At 39.2% G+C, this 24880-nt stretch carries 23 protein-coding genes and 1 tRNA gene; 13 read left to right on the forward strand and 11 right to left on the reverse strand.

Translation table 11 applies throughout. From position 1 onward, the window contains the following. Positions 1-42 precede the first annotated feature (42 nt). Positions 43-507 carry a GNAT family N-acetyltransferase gene (locus AAEY99_RS09275; RefSeq protein ID WP_351010223.1) on the forward strand — a complete coding sequence of 155 codons (465 nt, stop codon included), beginning with the start codon at positions 43-45 and terminating at the stop codon, positions 505-507. A 96-nt stretch (positions 508-603) separates the two neighbouring features. Continuing rightward, positions 604-921, forward strand: a complete 318-nt coding sequence (locus AAEY99_RS09280; protein ID WP_351010225.1) for a putative quinol monooxygenase — start codon at positions 604-606, stop codon at positions 919-921. A 208-nt stretch (positions 922-1129) separates the two neighbouring features. Here the strand turns inward: AAEY99_RS09280 and AAEY99_RS09285 are convergent, their stop codons facing one another. After that, positions 1130-2173, reverse strand: coding sequence for a porin (locus AAEY99_RS09285; protein ID WP_162022237.1), 1044 nt, complete (start codon positions 2171-2173; stop codon positions 1130-1132). Positions 2174-2974: 801 nt separating this feature from the next. On the opposite strand from AAEY99_RS09285, the gene tcdA reads away from it, so the two are divergent. Beyond that, positions 2975-3778 (forward strand): tRNA cyclic N6-threonylcarbamoyladenosine(37) synthase TcdA, encoded by an 804-nt coding sequence (gene tcdA / locus AAEY99_RS09290; protein WP_351010227.1) that lies wholly within the window; start codon positions 2975-2977, stop codon positions 3776-3778. Positions 3779-3800: 22 nt separating this feature from the next. Here tcdA and AAEY99_RS09295 read toward each other — a convergent pair whose 3' ends face one another. Continuing rightward, a complete protein-coding gene (locus tag AAEY99_RS09295; RefSeq protein ID WP_101086226.1) occupies positions 3801-5381 on the reverse strand; it encodes a sensor histidine kinase in 1581 nt (526 codons plus the stop codon). A gap of 228 nt (positions 5382-5609) precedes the next feature. Between AAEY99_RS09295 and AAEY99_RS09300 the strand changes: the two genes are divergently transcribed. Then, on the forward strand, positions 5610-6221 hold the full coding sequence (locus tag AAEY99_RS09300) for a superinfection exclusion B family protein (protein ID WP_101086225.1): 612 nt from the start codon (positions 5610-5612) through the stop codon (positions 6219-6221). A 168-nt stretch (positions 6222-6389) separates the two neighbouring features. On the opposite strand, the gene AAEY99_RS09305 is transcribed toward AAEY99_RS09300, so the two are convergent. Further along, a complete protein-coding gene (locus AAEY99_RS09305) occupies positions 6390-6521 on the reverse strand; it encodes a DUF3149 domain-containing protein (RefSeq protein WP_101086224.1) in 132 nt (43 codons plus the stop codon). A gap of 661 nt (positions 6522-7182) precedes the next feature. On the opposite strand from AAEY99_RS09305, the gene AAEY99_RS09310 reads away from it, so the two are divergent. Then, a tRNA-Leu gene (locus AAEY99_RS09310) sits at positions 7183-7267 on the forward strand. A gap of 153 nt (positions 7268-7420) precedes the next feature. On the opposite strand, the gene AAEY99_RS09315 is transcribed toward AAEY99_RS09310, so the two are convergent. From AAEY99_RS09315 to AAEY99_RS09350, 8 genes are all read right to left on the reverse strand, one after another. Further along, the gene (locus tag AAEY99_RS09315; RefSeq protein WP_351010229.1) at positions 7421-7828 is read right to left on the reverse strand and encodes a DUF2787 family protein; all 408 of its coding nucleotides are present in this window, start codon (positions 7826-7828) and stop codon (positions 7421-7423) included. Positions 7829-7845: 17 nt separating this feature from the next. Next, positions 7846-8289 carry a JAB domain-containing protein gene (locus tag AAEY99_RS09320; RefSeq protein ID WP_351010231.1) on the reverse strand — a complete coding sequence of 148 codons (444 nt, stop codon included), beginning with the start codon at positions 8287-8289 and terminating at the stop codon, positions 7846-7848. A 56-nt stretch (positions 8290-8345) separates the two neighbouring features. Next, entirely contained in the window at positions 8346-8834 is a 489-nt protein-coding gene (locus AAEY99_RS09325) for a DUF6641 family protein (RefSeq protein WP_351010233.1), read from the reverse strand. Between the two features lie 24 nt (positions 8835-8858). Then, complete coding sequence (locus AAEY99_RS09330; RefSeq protein ID WP_351010235.1) at positions 8859-10892, reverse strand: AAA family ATPase; 2034 nt, start codon at positions 10890-10892, stop codon at positions 8859-8861. Next, positions 10889-11824 carry a tyrosine-type recombinase/integrase gene (locus AAEY99_RS09335; RefSeq protein ID WP_351010237.1) on the reverse strand — a complete coding sequence of 312 codons (936 nt, stop codon included), beginning with the start codon at positions 11822-11824 and terminating at the stop codon, positions 10889-10891. The genes AAEY99_RS09330 and AAEY99_RS09335 overlap by 4 nt, the downstream gene beginning before the upstream one ends. 129 nt (positions 11825-11953) lie before the next feature. After that, positions 11954-13249, reverse strand: coding sequence for a hypothetical protein (locus AAEY99_RS09340; RefSeq protein WP_351010239.1), 1296 nt, complete (start codon positions 13247-13249; stop codon positions 11954-11956). Between the two features lie 63 nt (positions 13250-13312). Further along, a complete protein-coding gene (locus AAEY99_RS09345) occupies positions 13313-13627 on the reverse strand; it encodes a hypothetical protein (protein WP_351010241.1) in 315 nt (104 codons plus the stop codon). Beyond that, positions 13620-14678, reverse strand: a complete 1059-nt coding sequence (locus AAEY99_RS09350) for a hypothetical protein (protein WP_351010243.1) — start codon at positions 14676-14678, stop codon at positions 13620-13622. The genes AAEY99_RS09345 and AAEY99_RS09350 overlap by 8 nt, the downstream gene beginning before the upstream one ends. Before the next feature lie 611 nt (positions 14679-15289). Here AAEY99_RS09350 and AAEY99_RS09355 point away from each other — a divergent pair. The 8 genes from AAEY99_RS09355 to AAEY99_RS09390 all read left to right on the forward strand — a co-directional run bounded on the left by AAEY99_RS09355 (position 15290) and on the right by AAEY99_RS09390 (position 24800). Next, positions 15290-15949 (forward strand): hypothetical protein, encoded by a 660-nt coding sequence (locus AAEY99_RS09355; RefSeq protein ID WP_351010245.1) that lies wholly within the window; start codon positions 15290-15292, stop codon positions 15947-15949. Between the two features lie 485 nt (positions 15950-16434). Continuing rightward, positions 16435-16842: a LexA family protein gene (locus AAEY99_RS09360; RefSeq protein WP_351010247.1), complete on the forward strand. Its 408-nt coding sequence runs from the start codon at positions 16435-16437 to the stop codon at positions 16840-16842. Continuing rightward, on the forward strand, positions 16843-18099 hold the full coding sequence (locus tag AAEY99_RS09365) for a Y-family DNA polymerase (RefSeq protein ID WP_351010249.1): 1257 nt from the start codon (positions 16843-16845) through the stop codon (positions 18097-18099). Positions 18100-18545: 446 nt separating this feature from the next. Continuing rightward, complete coding sequence (locus AAEY99_RS09370) at positions 18546-19661, forward strand: hypothetical protein (RefSeq protein ID WP_351010251.1); 1116 nt, start codon at positions 18546-18548, stop codon at positions 19659-19661. 2 nt (positions 19662-19663) lie between these two features. Beyond that, positions 19664-20107, forward strand: coding sequence for a hypothetical protein (locus AAEY99_RS09375; RefSeq protein WP_351010252.1), 444 nt, complete (start codon positions 19664-19666; stop codon positions 20105-20107). 536 nt (positions 20108-20643) lie between these two features. Beyond that, positions 20644-22476, forward strand: a complete 1833-nt coding sequence (locus AAEY99_RS09380) for an AAA family ATPase (protein WP_351010254.1) — start codon at positions 20644-20646, stop codon at positions 22474-22476. After that, on the forward strand, positions 22442-23371 hold the full coding sequence (locus tag AAEY99_RS09385) for a sensor histidine kinase (protein WP_351010256.1): 930 nt from the start codon (positions 22442-22444) through the stop codon (positions 23369-23371). Before AAEY99_RS09380 ends, AAEY99_RS09385 begins: the two co-directional genes overlap by 35 nt. Further along, entirely contained in the window at positions 23364-24800 is a 1437-nt protein-coding gene (locus AAEY99_RS09390) for a hypothetical protein (RefSeq protein WP_351010258.1), read from the forward strand. The genes AAEY99_RS09385 and AAEY99_RS09390 overlap by 8 nt, the downstream gene beginning before the upstream one ends. Positions 24801-24880: the final 80 nt, after the last annotated feature.

Genomic DNA, 24880 nt, shown 5'->3' on the forward strand with positions numbered 1-24880 from the left:
GTTAGTATTATCTTAATTGATAGCAATAAATTAAGGTGAGAGATGACATTAACGTGGCTAGATGTTGGTTTTACTGAGCTGTCTTTAGAGCAGCTTTATGGCTTATTGCAATTGCGTGTAGATGTCTTTGTGGTTGAACAAAATTGTCCTTATCCTGAATTAGATGGAAAAGATAAACATCCGCAAACCAGGCACTTATTGGGAGTGAATGAACAGGGTGATATAGAGGCTTATAGCCGCGTGTTAGCGCCCGATATTAGTTACCCTCAAGCGAGTATTGGCCGTGTTGCCGTTGCAAAATCTGCCCGTGGTCAGGGCGTGGCCAATCAATTAATGCAAAGTGCCATAGCCATTGCAAAACGGCATTGGCCAACAGACAATATTCAGATTGGGGCACAAGATTATTTACGTCAGTTTTATCAACAACATGGTTTTGTTGTGAATTCAGATGTGTACCTTGAAGACGGCATTGAGCATCTTGATATGTTATTAATCTATAATAGCTAATTGGTATGAGTAGCGTTGGATTCAGAGATAATATAATCAACTCTGCGTTAAGCCGCTATTTCTTTGGATTTGGGTAGATTTTATTAAGGAAAAACGATGTCAGATTATGTAATTAATACCCAGCAAATTGTGTGTGTCGCTCAATTTGTGGCGAAAGCAGGAAAACGTGATGAGTTAGTGGCGGTATTGGCAAGCTTGATCCCTGATACTCGTCGTGAATCAGGCTGTATTCGTTATGAATTGAATATCAGTGTAGATAACGACAACAAAGTTGCCTTTGTGGAAAAGTTTGTCGATCGTGCTGCGTTTGATCAACATTGCGCTAAAGATGCTATTGAGCATTATTTCCACAATGTAATGCCTGAGTTGGTTGAATCACATCATGTTGAAGTGTTTAATCAAGTGATCGCTTAATTGGCGGTAGCTGTTAAGTGCGGCAATTTCGATAGCTGTAATTTCAAGTGCTGTAATTTCAAAAGCTGGATTTCAAGTGCTGGATGTCACGATTAGATTTGAAGCGTTAGAGCTCAACATTAGATTACAGATACAAAAATGCCAATCTAAACAGATTGGCATTTTTAATCATTTATACTGTTAAGCCGAAGCTCTTATATCATAATGATTAGAAGTCGTAACGAGCACCGACAGTGAAGATGTTGTCATCTTCTAAATCAACTGTAGCAGTACCAACTTTATGGTCGCCTTCATACATAGCATAGTGACCATAAACTAAGGTTGACTTAGATATACGGTAATCAGCACCCACAGTAATTTGAGTGATGTTTACGTCAGTACCAGTCGCTTCTTTAATATTTTTGTAGTAGCTACCAAAACCAGCTTCATCTTGACCGTATTCAGCTTTTAAGTTTACGCCGTTTAGGTTGTAAGATACGTTAAGGAAGAAAGAATCACCTTCTTGATCAGATGTTTGGCTTTCAGTGTTTTGGTATAAACCACCAAGCTTGAACTCACCTAGCTTAACTTGTGCCACACCACGATAAGCATCAATGCCACCAATAGTGTTATAAGCTGCAGCGACATAGTAAGGGTGTGCTTTAAGGCCTTTATCACCAATAGTTGCACTTAATGCATATTGATCATCATATGATTCTTTACCAGCATCATCTGTGTAGTTGTCTTCCATTAAATAAGTTGCGTTTAATGTAACTAAGCCACCAATCACTGGTGAATAGTACCAAATACCGTCAGCTTTACGTAACTGGCCACCAATCATACGATCGATATCTGCGTTGAAGTTACCAAATAAATCAATGCCACCTTCAGACTGTTTAAATACAGTATCGTTACGGCCGATTAACACTGTACCTGCGTCACTTTTTAAACCTAAGAACGTGTTACGCGCTTTAAATACAACTTCGTCACTGCCATTTTTGCCTTCAGTTTGAGTGGTATTTTCAACTTGGAATTCCATTTGGTATAACAGTTCAATACCGTTACCAAATTTTTCGCTACCTTTTACGCCTAAGTTAGAAAAGTTGTTTTCTAATACTGTGCCTTCTTTGTGATTTTGAGTTGTTGCGCCTTTATCAGAATTAGTCACGGCTAAATCTAAACGACCATAGAAACTTGGGCCTTCAGCAAGTGTAGCGAAAGAAACTAATGTAAGTACAGATGCTACCGATGCAGAGATTAAGGTTTTTTTCATCTTTCATGCTCCCTAGAACGTTATGTTCTATATTCCATTTTTCATGGTTTTAGTTAGTGAAGTTTGTCGCAGATTCAATTCTGTAACAATCTGGTGCAGATTTTTACAGATTTGATACCTTCAGAGTGTGGCCTAGATCAAATAAACAAGGCCTACTTGAAATTTTGTGTATAAATCTGTGATAACTGCGACCATTTGTATAAAAAAATCACCATATGGCGTGGATCTACCTCTTTAGGGATGTTCCTATTCGATTAAAAATAGGCTAGCGCACAACCATAAAAAGTTGCAAAATTGTATGTTAGCCCATGTTAATTTAATCATTGTGAATATTCGATGTTAATTTTTATATCTTTAGTCTAATGAGGTTATAAATTAAGCATATTTTAATGTTTGTTGTGATAGGACACATTGACGCTAGGACATAAAGACATTTAGCTCAATCTGCCTCTGCTGAGTAATAGATTGCTATCAAACGGCTCTTTATCCTGCTATCTAGATGGTATGGTTTACCATAGATATAGGTACACTATTGACGTGTTAATCCTCCGGTCAGCTTGATCTGTTAAGCAGCAATAAACCGATATTATTACTTTATCCCACATCCCATGTTTCATATCTCATATACCAAAACGAGTGAGCAGAATTACTCGCTATAAATACGAGCATGTGGTGCTTGTTATTAAACCAAAATGCACCCTTAACCAAATTCATCTAGAGTGAATTGTGACAAACGTTTAGCTTTGAGGATAAATCATATAAAATTGGCCGCGAAAATAGTCGTTAATTAGGGCGTAACCCATGTTGTCAGAATCTTATACTCATCGTTTTGCTGGTGTTGGCCGTTTGTATGGTCAAGCCGCACTAAAGACTTTTTCGCAAGCCCATGTTGTGGTTGTTGGTATTGGCGGTGTAGGCACATGGGTTGCCGAAGCATTAGCAAGAAGTGGGATAGGGCAGATTACGCTAATTGATTTAGATGATATTTGTGTTACCAACACCAATCGCCAAATACATGCATTAATTTCGACTATTGGCCAATCAAAAGTTGAGGTTATGGCAAAACGCATTGGCGAAATTAACCCAGAGTGTGTGGTTAATGAAGTAGAAGATTTTATTACCTTAGATAATCTTGCTGAGTATTTTAAGCCGGCCTCACAAGGTGGCAATATTGATTATGTGGTTGACTGCATTGATGCTGTAAAGCCTAAAGCAGGTTTAATCGCTTGGTGCAAGCGTAATAAAATTCCGCTAGTGACCATAGGTGGTGCTGGCGGACAAACCGATCCGACTTTAATTCAAGTGACTGATTTGGCTAAAACAGTACAAGATCCATTATTGGCAAAAGTGCGCAACATATTACGCAAAGATTACCATTTCACTAAAAATATTCAGCGCCGTTTTGCTGTAGATGCGGTGTTTTCGACCCAACATCTCGTCTATCCTCAAGCTGATGGCAGTGTATGCAACACTAAAGAAAATGCAGAAGGCAGTATGCGAATGGATTGCGCCTCCGGTTTTGGCGCCATTACTATGGTAACGGGAACGTTTGCGTTTGTTGCGGTTAGTCGTGTGCTGACTAAATTAGCCGCTAAACCCGCTTAACATTGTTGTGTAAATTTGTCGGTTATCTCGGCACACTAATCACGAACATTGGCCCACCTAGTGGTGACGTAGCAACATAACAGATATTACCCTTGAGCTGAGTCACCGCGTTAAACGCTGCCGCGAGCCCTAAACCTACTCCTCCTTTGTGACGAGCTGTGGTGAAGAAGGGTTCGAAAATATGTTCGACGATGTCATTAGGAATAACCGCGCCATTATTTTGAATTTCGATTTGGATACTGTCTGGCTCAGCAACGACATTGATGTGGATTTTCGCTTGCGAAACATCCTTAAACGCATGCAAAAAGGCATTTGATACCACATTAGTGATAGCTTGGCTTAATAAACTGGCATTATTATTAAGTTGCAACTGCTTATCCAAACTGGTGGTTATTTCGACGTCTTGCGGTGAAAATATCATTAATGTTGAATCAGTAATATCGCGTAATAGATTGCTCAAATTAAAGACGGTGTTTTTCTCGTGGCTTTGTTCTGCGGCAATAGATTTAAATTGTTGGATCAAATAACTGGCACGAGTGATATTACTGACGATTAACTGACTGCTTTGTTGGTATTGCTCTAAAATCCCATTAATTTGTTCTAAAGTGGCATCATCGCTATGGATTAATTTGATCAACTCTTCTATGTGAGACAATTGCGAGCTGGCAGCCGTTAAGCAAATACCGATAGGGGTATTAATTTCATGAGCTACGCCGGAAACTAACCCACCTAGTGCCGCCATTTTTTCTTTTTCAACCAGAACTTGTTGTGTTCGTTTTAACATTTGCAATGATTGTTCAAGTTCTCTGGTTTGTTCTTTTACCTGGCGCGCGAGCTCATCTTTATAGCTGCGTTCTAATAGCAGTAAGCGATCGCGATCTTCAAGTGCGTGCTGAAGATCGATTTTTGATTGGTGCAATGCTTGATAAGAGCCTCTTATTTGCCGTTGCATGGTATTAACCGCATCGGCTACCAAACTGAATTCATCATGTTGCGGCTTACGATTAAAATCCAAAGGAGTAAAGTCGTGGTCTAAGCTAATATCATCGCAATATTGGCTTAATTGACGAAGATGTTTGGTCACATTGAACCACACCAGAAGCAAGATAAAGCCAGCCACTAAGAAGGTTTTGATCGCGTTGGATAATAAAATCAGTATTGCTTTATCATACAAACGATCATATATGACATTTAGATCAGCTTGTACGATGAGTGTCCCAACAGGAATATGTTCATTATTGGTATAAATTAATGGGTATTGTTTCTCAATAACAGCCGTTTTCTTATATACACCAAAGTGCCATTCTTGATTCGTGTCATCACGGATAGAAATATAGTTTATGTCAGGTAATTGACTTAAACCACGGAGCTGCGTGTCGATTAAATGTTCATCTATTACCCATATGCTGGCTGCCAGCACTTCTAAATTTACCGCTTCTATATTCGAAAAAACGCGATCAATTCTACTTACATCACTTTGATAATCACTTACGAGCTGATAAGCCGTCGTCACGAGGGTAATTAAAGAACTAAAGATCACGATAGAAAGCGTCAGTTTTCGAGCTATTGGACTTCGCAGTAACTGTTTTATGGATATCAGCATAGTTTCTTCATTGTGATTTATAAATAGGGAGGATCTACCGATGAAAGTATTTATTCTACAATGCATTTCGCCAGTGTTAGTTTGGGTTACATACCTTGGTTCAAGCATAGCCTGATAGGCCATATATAGTATGAAAAAATAAATAAATATCAGCTAATCAATTATTTTTTCTGGCATATATTTTGCTTTGCCTTAGTAAGCTCAAAAATCTGACACTGCGGGTAAGCTATGATGAAAATGAAAGTAGGTTCAATAAAGTTATTGAATAGTAAGCGTTTGTTCGTAAGTTCTATGTCATGGCTTATTGTAACATGTGCTAGTTTATTGTTTGCGCCTAAAGATTTATTGGCGTTTTTATCGTTAGATCAACTCGTTAATCAATATGGTCAGTTTATTGGCTTAGGGTTGATTATGGGAGTGGCATATTTTTTAAGCCAGATTTTTGCCTTTGTCGTCGATGAGGCCATCGTATATTTACGTCAAAAACGTACCGTAGAAACTATTGACGCAAAAGTGAAACTACTGGACCCTGCTGAAAGAGCCTTGCTACGGGAGTTCTTTTTACAAGGACAAACTATTTTAACCTTGCCACAAAATGAATTAGCGGTTAAAAATTTAGTTAATACCAGCATACTTGAAATGCTTGGAAACGAGCGTCACTATGCGATTCAAGGGCCAACGGCTGAATACAAAATTTCGATGCAAGCACGTAATTATTTAAATCGTGATGTACTCCGTTTACCAGCGGGTGAACCCAGTGCAGAAGAAATGAGTTACCTGATTAAAACGCGACCACATTTTATTAATGGATTGATTCAATCACGTAAGCATGCAGTGTAATAGCGCGGAAAATAGTGCTGTAGATGAATAAAAAAGATGGGGGCGTATACAGCCCCCATTCTGGCATAAAAACACATCATGTGTTTTGTCGCCAATGTATCATTCACAAGGAAGTATCCATATTGGATATGAATAATAAGCAGTAAAAAACTTAACCTATTAAGAGACTCACTTAGTAGGTGCAGACTTCACAATAAACATCCACATTAGATAAGACATTATTCCAAAGGTACAAAAAATTACCATCATAGAAAGTAATCCTATTGCGTTACCAAACATTAAATCTAACCAAAATGCCATGATATTTATCCTTTAGGTTGTGAAGACGTGATCATCATAAAGTCAAAATAACGTCGTTATACTGATCTTGATCAATCTTCAGCCGTCATGATGTTAACTTAGTGTAAAATTGCCAATTAGCTCACAAAAAACACAATCCATCTCAATAGAGGGTGATGAATGACTTTTGACCAATTGAGTGTTTTTTATAGAAAATAATAGGTAAAGTGCTTGCCATTATTAAATGCAACGGTATAATCGCCAGCACTTAATCGTGACAATGATTGTTACGAAAAGTATTGTTTGGTTAGGATTAAATTACGAGTGTTGTTTTGCAAAGATATTTGGATTTCTCAGATTACTTTGCAAAGCTAACATAGCTACTAAGTCTTTGCCTGAGTGATGAAATTGGTATACATGGGGGATTCAAAAATCACAGTGTGTACTAGCTTGGTATAAGTAAGTTGTTGAAGTAAAACGTTAATGCTAAATAATTAACATGCAAAATCCTTGCAAAGATTTGCAAAGTTTTTGAATTATAAGATTTTATGCCTCCCAACGAATATGGGTTATAAACAGGCTAAAATTACATAATTAAAGTAAGATGAAATTGGTTTGGTTTTGCAAAGATATTTGGTGTTTTAGATTTCTTTGCAAAGCTAAATGTAGCTTGAAAGCCTTTGCCTGAGTGATGAAATTGGTATACATGGGGGATTCAAAATCCCCTGCTTCGCGGCGTGTCGGTTCGAGTCCGACCTCAGGTACCATTATTTAAAGCCCTGTTCTTAATTGAACGGGGCTTTTTTATGCTTATAATTCAATGGTAAATGATACAAGTTTGTTGTTGTAAGCCGTTAGCAAGCATTTGCATCCTTTAGTCGGCAAATTAACATGTTTACCTCCATAAAAAGGTCGATTCGTTAATCTGCTGTGATACTAACTTCAAACGTGTCTAAATCCTGCCAATAGCACACGAAGTTTTGTTCCCAAATCGGATAGAACTCCTTCGCAGCCTCAATCAAAATCTCACCATTAATGCTTTGAAATACACCAAAGCTGAAGTCAAAATCCAACTCTTTAACCAACTCCGAATAACCGCTTCCCTGACCAACGAAACAGAATTCAGTGATGTAACACAACGTCCACTGTTCAGCTTTTCTTTCTAGTCTCATTTCTACGGGATGAAAACCGCCATGTTCTGCGCTGTAATTGGGATCACGGAAGTTAATAGTTAAAGCATCATGAGGGGTGTTACTAATTAGCTTTTCTAGTGGCAGCAGTAAGCTATCGGAGGCAGGCAAAGCCAGTTCCTTGTTAATGGTATTCATTGTTTATCTCACAGGTTTTAGAATAGGTCGGGATGTGTTTGGCGTAAGCTGGTAAAGCGGTTTAGGCCAATAATCACATGGTCTACAACTTCAATATTGAGTACCTTGGCGCATTCAATGACCATATTGGTAAAGTTGAGGTCACTTGTGCTCGGTGTTGGGTCGCCTGAAGGATGGTTATGAACAAGGATAATCCCCGGCATATTCAATATGACGGCGGTTCGAAGTACTTCCGATGGCCGCATGCTAACGCTGTTAATGCATCCAGTCGCCACAACTTCTATGCAATTGATGGCTCGTTGATTAGTAAGGTTGGCGACAATGAAGACTTCCTTTGTTTCATATTTGAGATAGTCGAATATCTTTGCGGTTTCATCTGGGCTGGTGAGTGTCTTTTCCGCTTGTTCGCAGTTGGTTTCTCTAAACTGATACTTAACGTTTATTTCGCGAATAATTGCCATGAGTTTGCCTCTGACTAAAACAAGTTAAGTCGAGGGGGCTTCCCCCTCAAACATTGTTATTGTGTATTGGATTTTGCCGCAACATCGGGCTTAGCGGCCTCTTTGGCTTTCACCTTCTTACTGGGAAACTTAGAGGGTGGAGCAAGTAGAAACTCATCTAGCTCACCTTTTTCCACTGCATCAATAACGATTTTGATGGTGTCTGGCAGTTTGGCTTTATCACCCACATCGATAGCAGGTTTATCTTTCACTAACTCGATAGGTTTGCCGCTAATACGAACTTCAAAGTAGTAATGTTGTTCATTATCGTAATACCAAGAGCGAACGTTATAACGTCGGCGTACCTTCTTACGCTCTCCTGTTTCAGGGTCTTTGACCATTTTTTCACGGTAGGCTTCAAACTCTTTGCCCTGAACCATGCATTCAGCCATGTCTAATTGTTGTTCCAGCTTTTCTATTAAACGTAATCGCTTACTAATAATAGGTGGCTTGATGGCAATTTCAGGGCGAGCGATAACCTTGAGAGAACTCAATAATGTTGTCATTTTACATTCCTTAGATAGGTGGGTTTAGCGGATAAAGCCGATGTGGCGTGGTGTTTGTTTACGGTTGTTTTCTTCTGTGAGTAGCGGGATAGCCGTACTTCTGTGATTATGGTTAGGTTGAAATAACATACGTCTTGATAAAATGGCGAAATCGCCGGGGGTTAATTGTTGCAACACTTGAAGTTGGTCTTTCTCGGCATTGGTTAATTTAGTGATACCCAACACTTGACGATAGAGCGTATGACGTTGCGTTTCAGTGAGATAGTCGCAAGTCAGCTTAAAGTCAAAACGGCGCATCACAGCGCTATCGATAGCTGTCAGTGCATTGGTTGCAGCGAAGACGGGTTGAGTATTGCATTCAAGCTGAGACAGTAGTTCGTTGATAAGCTGGACTTCATGCTGCGCTTGAGCGCTTTCACGTTTGCTCAGTAAACTATCGACTTCATCAAAGAGCATTAGCTTCTTTGTTCTGTGCGCTTCACGAAACAGCGCTGCAATGTTCTGCTCACTTTCACCGACATACTTGCTTAGAACGTCTGAGCACTTGATGTGCATCACTTCTATACCATGCGTTTCAGCTAAGTGATGTACCCAACCCGTTTTGCCTGTGCCTGGAGGGCCGTTGAGTAATACCCTGACAGGTAAACCATTGGCTATGGCACTGTCAATATCCTCAATTAAGGCTTGCGCATCCTGTCCGTCAATTGCGTTAAGGTTTAAGCAACTTGGGTCAAATATCAGCTGTCCTTCATATTTAGATGGAGGCGACTCTTCACCGCAGGCATCAAGGGTCGCTTCAATGACATCTAGTACCACCTCCTCAGCTTGCTCTCCTGTCAACGTTAATGTGTTGGCAACATGAGCCGCATTCGCTATGTACGCTGGTGCGGCATTGGATTTACTTGCCAGTATCAGTCTAAATTCATCCGATACTTTTAATGCTTTCAGTATATTTTTACTCATGGCAAAGCTAAACGCTTCATCAGGTACAGGTATTTCCATTACCAGTTTAAAGCGGCGTATAAAACTGGGCTCAAGCATAGATATATGATTGGTTATCCAAATAGCAGGTACGGGATTCGTTTCAAGTAAGCGCATTAAGCCTTCTTTTGAGTAATGCTCATCGGCATGCTTAAACACGCTTTCACATTCATCAATCAATAACAGGCTTTCATCTGACCCACCAAGTAAGCCTTGCATCAAGTTAAGATAGGTTAGCCGCAGGCTTGCTGGTTCTTTGCTGAGAAATTCTCCTGTCACTTTGCCATCTTCAAACTGTAGGCTTTGTACTTCGATTAAATTGCGGCGTAACGTTTTAGCTAGCGTTCGTGATAGTTCTGTTTTTCCTGTGCCCGCAGCGCCATAGAGAAGAATATTAACCCCTGTGAGTTGCTGCTTACTGGCGGCCTTCAGATAACGAGACACTAAATCAGCATTCACATGCTCGAACTGTTTCAGTGTGAACCTTGCTACTGGACTGCGTTTCAATATCGGTGCAAGAAAGGCTTCCCTACTAGTGATTTTTTCACTCACCAGTAACACCCGAAATGGCTCTGGGATGCTTAATACATGTGGTAAATGAAATAAGGCATCTTCAATAAAGCGATTAACGACTAGCGGTTGGAGCTGCGTAAGAATGGCATCACAGTCCAATCCTGTATCTTGTTCCATTGCCTGAATCAGAATATCGGCATCGTAGTCTGCTAACAGGTTTAGTAACTCCTTTAACCCCGGATTAGCATTCATCACAATGATAAGCACCATGACAGGTTGCATGGCAGGATTAAGCTTAAACAAGTCACATAGAAACAAGGCATTGTGCTTAACGGTTTCTGTCATAGCAGGGTGGCTATCTCTAATCGGAAACAGTGCAAGCGTGCTGTCTATGTCATAGTTGATACCATATTGCAGCTTTATCCCGACCAGTGAGCTAATAACATAAGAAGGCACGTATTCGAAGCGGTAATCTGCTGCTGAAAGTAATAAATCCTCAGCAATTTGAGTCGCCAGATAATAACAATGATTCGACTTTTTATTGTTGGGCTTCACCTTTATCATTGGCTTCCACGCCCCCGTTTAAGGTGTTTCTCTGGAGGGGTGTAATCAAGCGTTGCCGCGGCTTGTTTCATAAACTCATGGTCACGTTTATCGTAAATCGTGGTCGTACTGATATCAGCATGTCCCGCCATTTGCCTAACCGTATTGATATCGACATTTTGCTCAAGCAAGCGGGTAATAAAGGTACGGCGTAAATCGTGAGGCGATACATTGTCTACTCCAAGCTCATAGAGGGTATCTTTAACTAATCGATACAAAGACGTTGGACTTGTTGGTTCGGCCAGTCTTAATTTACCTGTTAGTGTTGATTTACACAGCAAATAGCCTTGTTGTTTGCTGCGCAGCTTGAGCCATAAAATGAGGTTTTGCTCTACCCATTGAGGTAAGAACAAAGTACGGCTTTTATTGCCTTTACCCGCAACTACGGTCAAAGAGTGGAGGTTTGCATCATAGTCATGAAACATGAGTGCAGATAGCTCACTACGGCGAAGTCCAGTGCCTAAGAACATGCTAAATATCGCGAGATTACGTGCAGCGAATGTGCCTTTCTTATCTTTAAAATAGGTGAGTACAGCCGTTACTTGTTCAGTGCTTAACGGTGTACCTTGATGTTGTCCATGCTTGACCTGATTAATTGTCTCCAAGTTAGCAACTTGCGATAACTCAGCTTGGTTCATTAAGGCGGCTACTTTAACGATATTCTTTATCGCTATCATTGCGCGGTTAATCGAACGAGCAGACCATTTTGCATGTGTCATTACCGCACGTATTTGTAGTGCTTGTTGATAGTCAATCTGGCATAGCTTGTCGTTGAGACAGTCTTCTTGCCATTGCATTAATCGCGCAATACTGCGCATCTGTGAGCTGATAGAGCGCTGACTGTTAGTAGACAGGCGGCTCAAATACAGCGCGAACGGGGTCGCTGTAGTCATTGAAAACTCCAGTAAGTGTATTAAGTCGAATTGTGTTTAGAGGGTTGAGCTAGAAGGGAAAAGTGATACTAGAAACACGTTAATAATATCACTTTTCAGACTAAATTTCAGCCGCTGTTTTTGATACGGTTATTTACGATCTTTTTCTGGAAATATGATGCATTTTCTCAATTTACGGAGCACCTTCTCTTGCATTGACTCAAAAGCGCCATGATTGATAAACATCGTATGACGTTTAAGCATTTCTCTTCTAGCGGTAAAAGCGGCATTATCTTTACTTTTCAAATAGACCATTACTCCATTTCTGAACACTAGCTCTTTTTCTATCCCATCGAAGTTTCCAAGTAAGTCTGGGTTAAATATTTGAACAGATTGAAACAGCGATCTCATTTTACCTAAGTTATTTAGTAATAATGTGGTGCCCGATTGTTGAGGTCGATAGACATTTTCGAAACGTGTTACAATTAATGGCACCCCTTCTTTATTAATAAGCAAAGGCACTCTTTGATTCACCTTTTTGAGAGGAAGCTCTAACAACTTTTCTGGCTTGTTATATACGTCGATATGACTACTACATTTATTGCATATATATATCGTTTGAACAAAACGCAAATTTTTCATCTCATGCCGACTGTGATTGCTAAAATTCTGAGCTTTTGACTTATCCACAATCACCAGTGGTGTGTTAACGAGTAAAAAATCAATGGCGACATCACAACGGCTGACGTTAGCCTCCTGCATTTTCACCTTATATTTTTTAATGCAATTAGATCGCTTTAAACGTCTGAAAAAATCTTTTACCTCTTTAGGTTTGAACCTAGAAGGAATAAACTCAATTGCTAGTTTATTTTGCGGTCTTTCGCGTTGTTTCGCATTATCACCAAAGAACAAGCGTATTTGTGCAGTCTTATCAGTCTTCAACGAGAATGTCAGTATATCAGTATAGAATTGCCCATCTTGGCGCTTAGGCCTTGTCTTAGAGCACTGAAATTGACTGTCTTTAAAGATTGCAGGGGATTGGAGGTATAAGTCATCAACCTCCTCTTGTGTTACATCCACAGTAATATGCAATTTATCGATGATGGGATAACATGCCCATGCTTTTGGGTTGGCTAATTGAGATGCCAGCAAAAGACTCTGAAAATGCAGACCTTTAGTGCTATCAATGACATTACCTACAGTGGCATGCGTCAAGGCATATATCAGCGCTTTAGTATCCATTACATTTAGCGCTGTATGCTCTGTAATACGCCTGTGCATAGACTCTGATACAAATTTGTTATGCCTATAACGATACTGAATAATAGCTTCTAAGAAGTTATCTATTGTAATGTGAATGTCATTGTTACTAATGCTCTCAGGTAAGTACTTATAATCATTAAACATAGTACTATTAATAGCTGATTTGATTGGGTTGTTTTTCATAATAATTCTCTCTGTAAACGGTATTAGATGTAGGGGAGGTCATCCTCCCCATCAGGAACTCAATTAATCGACGATTTTGACGATTAACTGCCATTTTTCAGATGGACGTCCGATCTTCTTGTTATCATTTACAGATTCGTCAATTCCATTTAGTGGTTTCACCCAATCAATGGGCGCTAGCAATAGCAATTTGACACTATAGCGATAGCCACCTAATGATTTCATTGCTTGAGACTGGGCTAGCCCATATTGAGCGACAATTGCTGCGCCTATGACTAATAGATTACGAAAAATCGCGTCATAGCGGTCTAAGCAGTCACAGACATTCACCAGTTTGTCTAACAGTACCTGCTTAATGAATTTGGAGAGCTTATTCATCTTGAGCCTCCGATGTATCCGATAGATTAGATTTAAATAACGTTACTAAGTGTGTACAGAGCAGATCTATAGCATTTGTGACTACCTCAGATTTTTTGCCTGCATCAGTATTGATAAACGCAGTGAAGATAGCTTTGTTACTTTTGTTTGTGTTAGCCTCAATATTGAACTGTTCAAGGAATTGACGATGGCATTCACTTTTTACGACGTCCTCAATGTAGTCCTCAATGTAGGTTTGTTTAGCCTTTGATGATTGCTTAGAGGTTGATATGTTAGCTTTCGCAACAGGTCTGGTATCAGAGTCTAGCTCTTCATCGTCGCTATCATCAAAACCTAGATCATCATCCGTTTGATCAACAGCATCCTCTTCATCTTCAACTACTTCAAGACCCTCATCTGAATCATCTTTATCGAGTAGGCCAAGTTCACGCATAGCGGCTTCAACCATCTTGCGGGTATATTTACCTCTGATAGTAATGTCCATATCGTGTTCTTCTTCAATCTGCTCAACCACATTTTTAATTTGAACGTCTGACAAATCCTTCATTGGTAGCATTGAGTTGTCACTAAAGAAACCAATAGCATCCAGTCCGTTAATGACATATGCCACTTTTGCTGCTAAAGCTTGTTTAAGCGCGGCGTCATACGAGAGAGTGAGATACTTATTGACATAGGCTTTAAAGTCATCACAACCAAGTGCTTCATAACCTTTGTTTTCATAGATGATGAATAGTGCTTGCTTGAGCTCAATTTGCGATGTGTTAACGATAATATTTAACTGTTCAACGTGATCACGAGAGAGTTTAAATTCACCGTCAAAGGCGGATTTCAAATCGTCTTCGCCGTTGAATAATGCTGATACCAACTTCGATTTTGGAAATGATTTATTCGAGCTGTTAGATTGGAGAACGTGTTTGTCTACGATTGCTACCGATGTAGATTTTTTCTTAGACTTCTTGTGTTTTTCCTTTGCGAGTTTGTTTTTTACCTTTTTAGCGGGCTTACCTGTTGATGCTTTTGCATCTTGAATTTGTTTACGTTTTTTAGTCATTGTAAATCTCCTATTGGATCTGTTTGTGTGATCGGCTTTAACCGATCTCCTGATTTACAGATTCGATTTCTCATCACTGAATCACTTTTTTCTGCAATCGTGGTTGTAAAGTTTTTGGTCGCTTTGTCTTTAAATTGATGTACTAACTTATTGATTATTATTACTCGTAACTGCGAGCTCGCAGTTGCAAGGCGGAACTGTATACATTCATTGACGAACACTTGTGGGCTCATGTAAAATGTCCATTGAAGTAAATCTGATGGACATAAGGATCATCAGATTTGCTGGCCCCGCGATATTTTTTAGCTCTACTTTCTTCATTCAAATACTTCTCTTCAGAACCCAAACCGTACGTCTGGGGTACTGCTATCATTTCAAAATGGCGGTTATTCTTTTACTGTAATGATGTTTTGATTTTGGCTTCTCTCGAACCCTTGCTGTGTAAGGGTTTTAGGTGATTTCTGTGTTTATTCTTTTAAAATTTTTTCAAGACGATGAATTTGTTGAGCTAGTACCGGCTGAAAGCCGCACTATATAAGGCTTTCAAGGCAGTTGTTTTTTGAGTTAAAATATAAGAATGTTTAAACATTCTTATATTGGGGGATTTGATTGTGAAACAGAGAATTGGAACGTTTGAAAATCCGATTAAACTAGTAAGTGAGTCTGTACCTCGTCGTTTGCTGCTGGCACACAGTAAAAACACTTCGATTGGGGTATTCGATTTTCACTCTTTACCAGATTTTGGTGAGGATATTTTTATTCGTAATGTGTTGTTTAATGGCCACTTAACACTGCAAGAGGTCAAGCTAGCAATTTATTTTTTTGAGGAACTTTCTGATGGCGGGAAGGTTTTTTCAACATCTTTATCTGAGTTTTGTCCAGCGTTGGTGTACGGAGATGTGATTGAGTCAAATGGAGATTATTTTGACTGTTTGGTGATAGGTTCCAAAGATTCGTTTGAGCAAGAAATATTCTATTCTAATGATGGCTATTACCCGTCTTTATCAATGTTAACAACAATCATGGGGATGAAGCTAACATCCCAAGGGCTTACAAATTTGGTTCGTCAGCTTCATAATTTTGGATATATAACGGTAACGGATATCACGGCTGGAAATACTTACGGCTCCCAAAATCCAAATAGCACTAAGAAAGAAAGAGCTAGATTACGACATATAAGGCTGTGTAATGGAATGCGCCAAAAAGATATGTCTAATCGATGGCTAACTAAGCGGCGCAAGAAACCCAAGAAAACTATCAACTCGAAATGACAGTTCAAGGACAGACTAAGTTGGGGCGGAAATACAACAAATAGTGAGGGTATGTAAGCTGAACACCAGATTTTTCTTGCTTCGTATTTAGATGAAAAACGAGGTTCATCGACGACTTGCACCAAGAAAAATCTTTGCTATTGTCAATATTGACAAAAGGTACTTCAATACTCTGGCTAAGGAAGGCTAATACATGATTTTCAGGCCTATACGAGTTCTAATCACCTCAATTCTGTTTTCCTTGGTTGGCATTTTAGCCTTGTTAATATTCCAATTAATGGAGCCCCAATGTATAGATGACTTAGCAGAGATAAGCGAGATAGCATCCCTCAGAGCTGAACAAGGCTATACCGACCCAATGAGCATTAACGTGACCTTCGATAAAGAAAAGAACCAATGGTGTTACATCGAGACCGCTCAATAATTCTTGCTAGCAGTCATTCTTCGCCTATAATTGCTGTATATAATTACAGTGGTTTATTGATATGCGTGTTATCCCTATACCTGCTCATGCAGGCATCACAGGTTTTGAGAGCCCAGCAGTTGAATACAGTCAGTTAGGCCTGAGCTTAGATGATCTCCTTATCGAGCATCCTAGCGCAACCTTCATAGGACTCGCTCAAGGCGATTCAATGCAGGACGTTGGTATCTTTGATGGTGATGTGCTCATTGTTGATCGCCATGAAACAGCGCGAAATGGAGATGTCATAGTTGCCAATTTTAACGGTGAGTTTGTTTGCAAGATCCTTGATTCTCAACGCCGTCTACTCCTTTCTTCTAATCACCAATTCCAGCCAGTAACCATTCATGAACATGATGAATTTAGCATTGAAGGGGTAGTGACTCGCTCTATTCGTTGCCACCGTCAAAGTCCATTACTGTGTGAGCATTAGATGTTTGCCCTAGTCGACGCGAATAGCTTTTATTGCAGTGCAGAACAGGTATTTCGTCCTGATTGGCGCGGTAAGCCAATCATTGTGTTAAGTAACAATGACGGTTGTATCGTGGCTGCTAATAGGCAGGCTAAAGAAGCTGGAATTGAGAAGTTCTTGCCTTACTTTAAAGTTAAAGAACTCTGTGCTCAACGAGGTGTTATTGTCTGTTCTTCGAACTATGAGTTGTATGCTGACTTATCTAGCAAAATGATGAATATCATTGGCCGTTTTGCGCCAGAGCAACACATTTACAGTATAGATGAGAGCTTTCTCTCGTTTAAGAACTGCTATCCAGCTATCAAGTGTCTTAGCACTCAAGGGCAGTTAATACGCCGTGCAGTGTGGAAGGAGACTCGTTTAGCTGTTTGTGTTGGGATCGGTGCAACACTGACATTAGCTAAAATTGCGAACCATGCCGCTAAGAAGATTAAGGGTTACCATGGCGTTTGTGTGATTAACACCGACCACGAACGAACAGCTATCCTAAAGCAACTTGTTGTTGGGGATGTATGGGGTATTGGGCGAAGGATTAGTAAGAAGCTAGCATTAATGAATATCCATACAGCTTATCAACTAGCGTGTATGCCACCTGGGCTAGCCCGAAAACAATTCAGTATTGAAGTCGAGCGTACAGTTCGTGAACTTAACGGACAAGTGTGTAAATTGTGGGATGAAGCGAGGGCTGATAAAAAGCAAATTTTCTCAACGCGGAGTGTAGGGGAGCGGATAACCGACTTTGACTCATTATTACAAGCTTTGAGCAAGCATGTCGGTATTGCAGCTAGTAAAGCGCGTAAGCAAGGCTCAAGCTGCAAGACCATGCTACTTTTTGCTAGCAACTCACCCTTTGATGAACGTCCTGTTAGTTACAAAGCTATAGTGCATTTCCCTTGCCCTACTAACTGCACCGTCGAGCTAACCAAAGCTATGAGTGAAACTGCTCCAAAGTTATTTCGTGATGGTGTTCGTTACTACAAGATAGGTATTGGCCTAATCGATTTAGCTAGCGAACAGTACAGCCAACTTGATTTGTTTAATCCCCCGACAGCCAAGCCAGCATTAATGCTGGCACTAGATCACATCAATCAACGTTATGGCAGTGATACGATGTTTCTCGCTGCACAAGGTATAGAGCATAAATGGGCAATGCGAAGGGATTTACTGACACCGCAATACACAACTAAATGGCTTAGTGTGCCGCACATTAAGTGCTAACGAGGTTATGCCCCAAAGTTACTTAGAACTAAAGCTCTATTTAACTGTGCTTGCCTTCGTTTCCCATATAAAAACTAATTGATATTGCCCTTCTACACAGATCATTGTTATTGCCTAAGTTAATGAGTTGGTTTTATATACAGTTATAATGCGTTATGGCTTAATTTAAATCGAATAGTCCAATAAGTAAGTCTAAAGTAGTGATTATTAACGATGTGATTAAACTTATCTAATTTTTTATTATATTAAATAAACTTACTTGCTGATTTTATGAGCACTTCACTTTAGCTATCTCGGTTTGTTTGGGGCTTTACGAATCACTTATCGCTTTGCAACGGTGGGATTATATTAATCAATACTTAAATTGCCGACCTTATTTGACTAGCCGTTCAATAAGCTGTTGAACTACGCCATCAACTAATAAACCTAAATAGGAGATCAATGAAATGTCAGGAAACATCGAATCTAAAATAATGTATGCGATTAAATCTCGCTTGCAAAACTCACCTATCGAAGATGAGAAGATGGCGCGTTTGGCATCCTTATTTGATTTCCACTCAGAATCGAACAATCCAAACTCCAATGTTGTTTCGGGAGTATTTGAGTCAGCGATAAGCGGACCTAATTTACCGCCTTGGATTAACCCATTCGCTTTTGATGACAATTTAGGCGCAGCTTATGCGACTTTGGAAGAATTAGACCTTCTTATTGATGATCATGATGCCATAGTTCAGAGGCATTTAGATTATATGTACTATTCCCTCGCACTACGTACGGAACAAAAAGCGGGCATTCAGGGGATTTATGAAGAATCTGATTATCCTACACGTATAGAATCTTTAGAGTTAAGGATTACAAAGAAGCTTGAGGAGTTACTTCATCTCACGAAAGCAGCGAAGTTAGGAGCGCGCTTACTATTTGGTTTTTCAATGGAAATTCTAGAGTTTAATGAAGGAAGGGACTCAATTGAAAAAGTTAGAGAATCACTACGCATTTTAGGCGATAGATACAAATCTTCCGCTACGAAATACTACAATACAGTTATAAAAATTAGTCTTAAACACGCTAGAACTTCAGAGTCCGTGCCCGCCTTAATTAGTAATTCATTTGCCAACACAGTTTGGAACACACATGTCAACAACCTGACTCCCATTTTTGATCTGAGTAGAGTGAGAGAACTTTCTGATTATAAGCGCGTTTATCTTCATGACATAGGTATTCAGGTTATTGATAAAGAATCGTCGTACAATCCAACAAATGACAACAACATGCCAGTTGATGCTTGGCATGTATCGCTCGAAAGCTCTGTCAACTATGTTCAACTTGGAGACGAAGACGACTCGCCTAGTTACAATTTGCCGCAGTTGTACTTTAGCTCGGTGCCAGGGGATTACGACGGCACAGAAGTGCGAATGGCAAAGAATTATAGAATTAAAGGCATAGACCCGCGGCGCGAATGGCAACTACGTTTAGAAAAGTTTTCTATGTTTAACAAAGATGCTATGTCTGCTGACGGCGTGTTAGATGTCATAATTCATTTAAACGTGATTGCGAGGAAATAGCTGTGCCTTCACATCGAAAAGAGTTGACTGGAAGAGAAAGAAGACAGGATGCACGCAGTAAGGCCGACAGAATGAGGACTGGAGGCACCCTAGTTGCGGGCACTGGTGTAGCTTTAAAAACATTGGCTACTTTGCTAGTCAAAAACCATCCAGTAGGGAGAGTTTTTACTGGGCTATCACTACTCACTCAAGGTGTAAAACTGCTCGCTAATCGGGAAGCTAATGAGATTGATAAAGCTGCTAATGGAGATGCTGAGAACCAAATTCAACAATTGCAAGTAAGCGCGCCTAAACCAAGGCAAAGCCCACCACAAAGAGAACCTATCGATATTGATCATCAGACAGGTCGCGTAAGAATGGGACCGCATGAGGGGCGAATTGACACCAAGCCTGTGAGAACTCGTCCGCAGCGTGATCCATTGGAGCCTCCTACGGCAATTGCGTAGGTATTTTGATGGGCTAATCGGGTAGCCGGAGGTATCTAACCTCCAACCCCACCCTGTATGCGGCTCCGCACAGGACGGTTCATTTAGGACGCCGAACTAAACTTACTGATATAGGATATTGGACTGAGATCCACACCACTAATGTGCTAACTTAGTGACAAACATCAAATAGATAATGACATTAATCTCCACCATGTATTGATAAAGAAAGCTGGCTCAAAATGTCATAGAGTGGATTGAAGAATTTGTTCAAATCAGCATTTACAAAAGCTACAGTTTTCGAGGTACTCCAAAGAAGATAAGTAAGCTAGTCTAAAGTAAATTTGCACCACTGTAGAAGCTGAAATTTTACCAATCAAAAATACAAGACTTTAAGTCAATATAACCTTATTACGTAGGTAGATGTGCGGTGGCTTATTAAAATTAAAGTGAATTTTATCAATAGCCTAAGCTAAATATAGTTAAATATGTAATAATATATTCGAAGGCTTTATAGCCGTAGTCTCTATTAACAACCAGCAAAGGCTAAGGAATTTATGGACAAGATTTTTATTGAAAGACTCCAAATTGAGGGAGGTTTTCTTGATGGTTTGGACGTAAACCTAAAAAATGGACTAAATACAATAATAGGTGCCAGAGGAACTGGAAAATCTACGTTTGTTGAACTTATAAGATATTGTTTAGGTATCAAAGGACATACTGCAGACTCTCACGCAAAGGCCCTAGGGCATGCGAAATCAGTATTAAAAGATGGGCAAGTTACAGTAACGCTGTCTAATGGTTCTGAAAATATGAAGTATTCTCGGACTTCTGAAGGTGATACTACGCCTCCGATGCATAATGTTCCTAATATTCCTCTGATTTTCTCCCAAACTGAAGTAGAAAACATAGGACTTGTTTCGAGCGGAAGATTAAAACTCATAGATGAATTTGTTGATGGTTTAAAAGAGTTAGAAAAAATCGAGCTTTCTGCTATAGCCTCAATTGAGTCATACTCTACTGAAATTCTTTCAATGACTTATTCTATTACTGATTCCGAAGATAAGCTGCTACAACTTCCAAGTTTAAAACAACAGCTTCAAGCGATGGAAATGGAAGAGAAAAAAATATCTGAAGTATCTAATCAAGCATCTGAAAAGTCAAATAAATTAAAGGAGTTAGGCGAAGAATACACTCTTCAATCAGCTATCGTAAACTACATATCAAACCAATTACATAGTCTTGAAGAATGGAATTCAATACTTACGAAAAGTCTCAACAAAAATCAAGAGACGAATAAGTGGCACCACCCTTCAGAAGACCCTTTATTGGAAGTAATATCTCTAAAGGAAGAAGCCACTAAAAAAATTGAATCGGCCTTGTTCGATATCCAAAACGCACAAAAAATTGTAACCAATAAGATTGCTCAAAGTCACAACTCTATCAGTGAGATAACTAATCAAGGCCAAGCTCTAAGAAGTGAAGTTGATAAGATCCAAAAAGGTTATGGAGAAGTCTCAAGGAAATGCCAAATACTTAGAAACGACATCTCACAATTGGAATCTATAGCGCTTGTTTCCACTGAAACGAATGAACGAATTAAAGAACTTCAACTTAAACGAAATCTTATTCTAGATAAGCTAGAAGAGACTCGTTCAAAACGTTCTATGAAGCGATCTCTCATATGTCAGGCATTGTCTACTGCTCTGTCACCAAAAATTAGAGTATCAATAGAAGAAGCTAGCCAGTTAGCTGATTATCAGCAAGAGATAATTAATGCCTTAAAGGGAAGTGGTATTAAATATAATGACCTAGCACCAATTATAGCTGAATCAATTCCTCCAAGAGCTTTACTCAATATTATTGAGACTAATAATGCAGATGACTTTACTTCTTTAGTATCTATATCAACTGAAAGAGCCTATCGAGTAATAAGCTCTTTAAAATTGTCAGTTGATAAAATTGCAACTGTTTCATTGGAAGATGAAATAAAATTCGAGTTGTTGGATGGAAGTGAATTTAAAGACTTTAGTGAACTTTCAACAGGCCAACGCTGCACAGTAATTCTTCCATTAGTCTTAGAGCATAAAGACACAGTATTAATTGTCGATCAACCCGAAGATCATATAGATAACGCGTTTATAGTAGAAACATTGATTTCAGCAATCACAAGAAGAGCTGGACAAGGTCAGGTTATTGTTACTACCCACAATGCAAATGTTCCTGTTCTTGGTAATGCTGCGGGAGTTATACATTTAAACTCTGATGGAACTAGAGGGTATGTAGTTTCAGAAGGCGCTTTAGACGAGCCAATGATAGTTGAAGCCATCTCTAAGGTTATGGAAGGTGGTAGGGATGCATTTGCAAGAAGGTCATCATTTTATGGATAAGCAGTTTGACGAAGCTTTAGCATCATTGTCATCAGCCACGACAATGGAACGCTTCAATGCTGCAACGTTTTTTATTAAACACTCTGATATAAGGGCCCGTGAACAACTTCACTTACAGAGAAGAATCGAGAAAGTTAGACATGTAAAACTAGCATTGGATAAAGCCCTAAATAACATCAATAAACTTGATCAGAGCGTATTGATAGCTTCTGACATAGAAGTTGATGAAGCTACTGATGCTGAAAGAAAAAGATATTTGAAGGCTGAAGCGATAGATGAGTTTTCAGGAGTGATTTTACATGAACTAGCTCCGAAACTTGGAATTCTCGAAGATACTCTAAACTTAGAAGTTCCTTCCTTTGAGTCCAGTAAATCTAAGAAAGGTATTAATAGTTTAATGCAGATATTCAGAGCTATTGAACAACTAAGAAAGTCCACTAGTCCACCTGATAGCAAAGAGGTTGACTTAGCTCAATTGATCAAAGATATAGTCGCCGAAGAAGTTCAGGAAGGAATCAGGGTAAATTTGGAAGGAAGCTTACCCTTTATTATTACTTCAGATCCAGCTCTACTTAAACTTGCTATTTCTAACGGTATTAGAAATAGCAACGAATCTCTTAAGGCTCTTTCCCTCTTCCCAGACGGGAGCATCACAATATCTTGGGGAGCAAGTAAAGAAGAATATTGGATATCAATTATTGATGAAGGCATAGGACTTAGTGGTAACCCTTTAGAAGCTTTCAAGATTGGAAATACAAATAAACAAGGTCATACAGGGTTTGGTATGGGAATCATGAGCCAAGCGATAGATAATTTAGGGGGGACAGTGGAGTTATCAAGCATTGAATCAGGTGGTGCCAAGCTCGTAATCAGATGGGTGAATTATAATGTCTAATCATAATTTTAAACTATTAATTATTGAAGATGAACCTACAGTTTCTGACTATATCGCTAGTATTTTTTATGATATAAGTTCATGTATTGACATTACTTATGCAAAGAGCAGAGATGAAGCTTTTGCAACATTAGAAGACCCTAATCAATTTTTTGATTTTATTACTCTCGATCTGAATATCCCGACAATAAATGATAACTTTGAAAAATCGCCTAAAAATGGACTTGCTGTCTTAGGTTTTTGCCAGCAGTACTCACAAGGAACGCCTCTCCTTATATTGACTGGAACTAGTACAGTAGAAATGATGACACAATTTCTACGAAATTCTCACAATGTTGATGTTTGGGCTGAAGGAATTGCTAGACCAACTATAGATCATCTAACAAAAACTGAAATGATAGCATTGAGAGCTAAAGCCACTGAAATAGTAACAGCTGTTTTAAACCTATCTGATATTGAATTAAACTGCGATTTTCAACAATTACCGATAGAACATGACAGATTGATCAGAGTTTTTACAAAAAAACAAGGTGGTTTTAATACTCAAGTGACTCAAATTGGTGGGGGATTATCAGATGCAAAAGTTTATGGCCTACATGTTATGGATGGGAGCGGTTCTACTTTACATAGAGCAATTGCAAAATGTGGCCCTAAAAAAGATATTGATGAAGATGCGTCAAATTATGATAGCAAAATAAACAGGTTGAGGCCTGAAGTTACGCCAAGAAAACTTCAGCATATCAAGTTCTCAGCAAAATCTACCTCAGGAGTATTTTACAGTCTTGCTGCCGACTATAATTATTCATTCTTCAAGGCGGTAGAAAAAGGGTTTATGTCCCAAGAAATTAGAGATTTCGTTAGCACCATGATGGATAACTGGCATAATTCTTTTTCTCAAAAGCGCATTAAAATCAAAACGATAAGGCAAAAACTGGTCAGTGATGAAACATATGAAGATTTGATCAATGAGTATCAACTGAATTGGGCTAATTCATTTGAAGAACACAATGTCCAAGCGAACATATCATGCTTACATGGAGACTTACACGGCGAAAACATCCTTATTGATGTTGTAAGTAATCGAGCAACTTTAATTGACTATGGTGATGTATCTGAAGGTTCACTAACTATAGATCCAATAACATTAGAATGTAGCTTTCTATTCCACCCTGCAACGATCAAATATGATTGGCCGACTAAAGGTAATATTGATAACTGGGAAAATCTTGAGCTTTACCTAGAGGGCTGCCCAATCGCAGAAGATATTAGATTCTGCAGAGCATGGGGGCAGCGTGTGCAAGCTGGTAACAGAGAACTAGCAGCATGCTTATATTCATACTCTTTGAGACAATTAAAGTATAAAGAAACGAATAAGGAAATAGCCTTGGGTTTATTACAAGCTGCCATAAGGATTTATGATAATTCATAAATCCTTATTGTTGGATATTAAAATTTGTCCCTGATTTATATTTTACTGGAATGTTTGGCATAGAAAAACTTATCTTAAAG

It is taken from the genome of Shewanella sp. S1-58-MNA-CIBAN-0166, assembly GCF_040310085.1.
Lineage (GTDB): Bacteria > Pseudomonadota > Gammaproteobacteria > Enterobacterales > Shewanellaceae > Shewanella.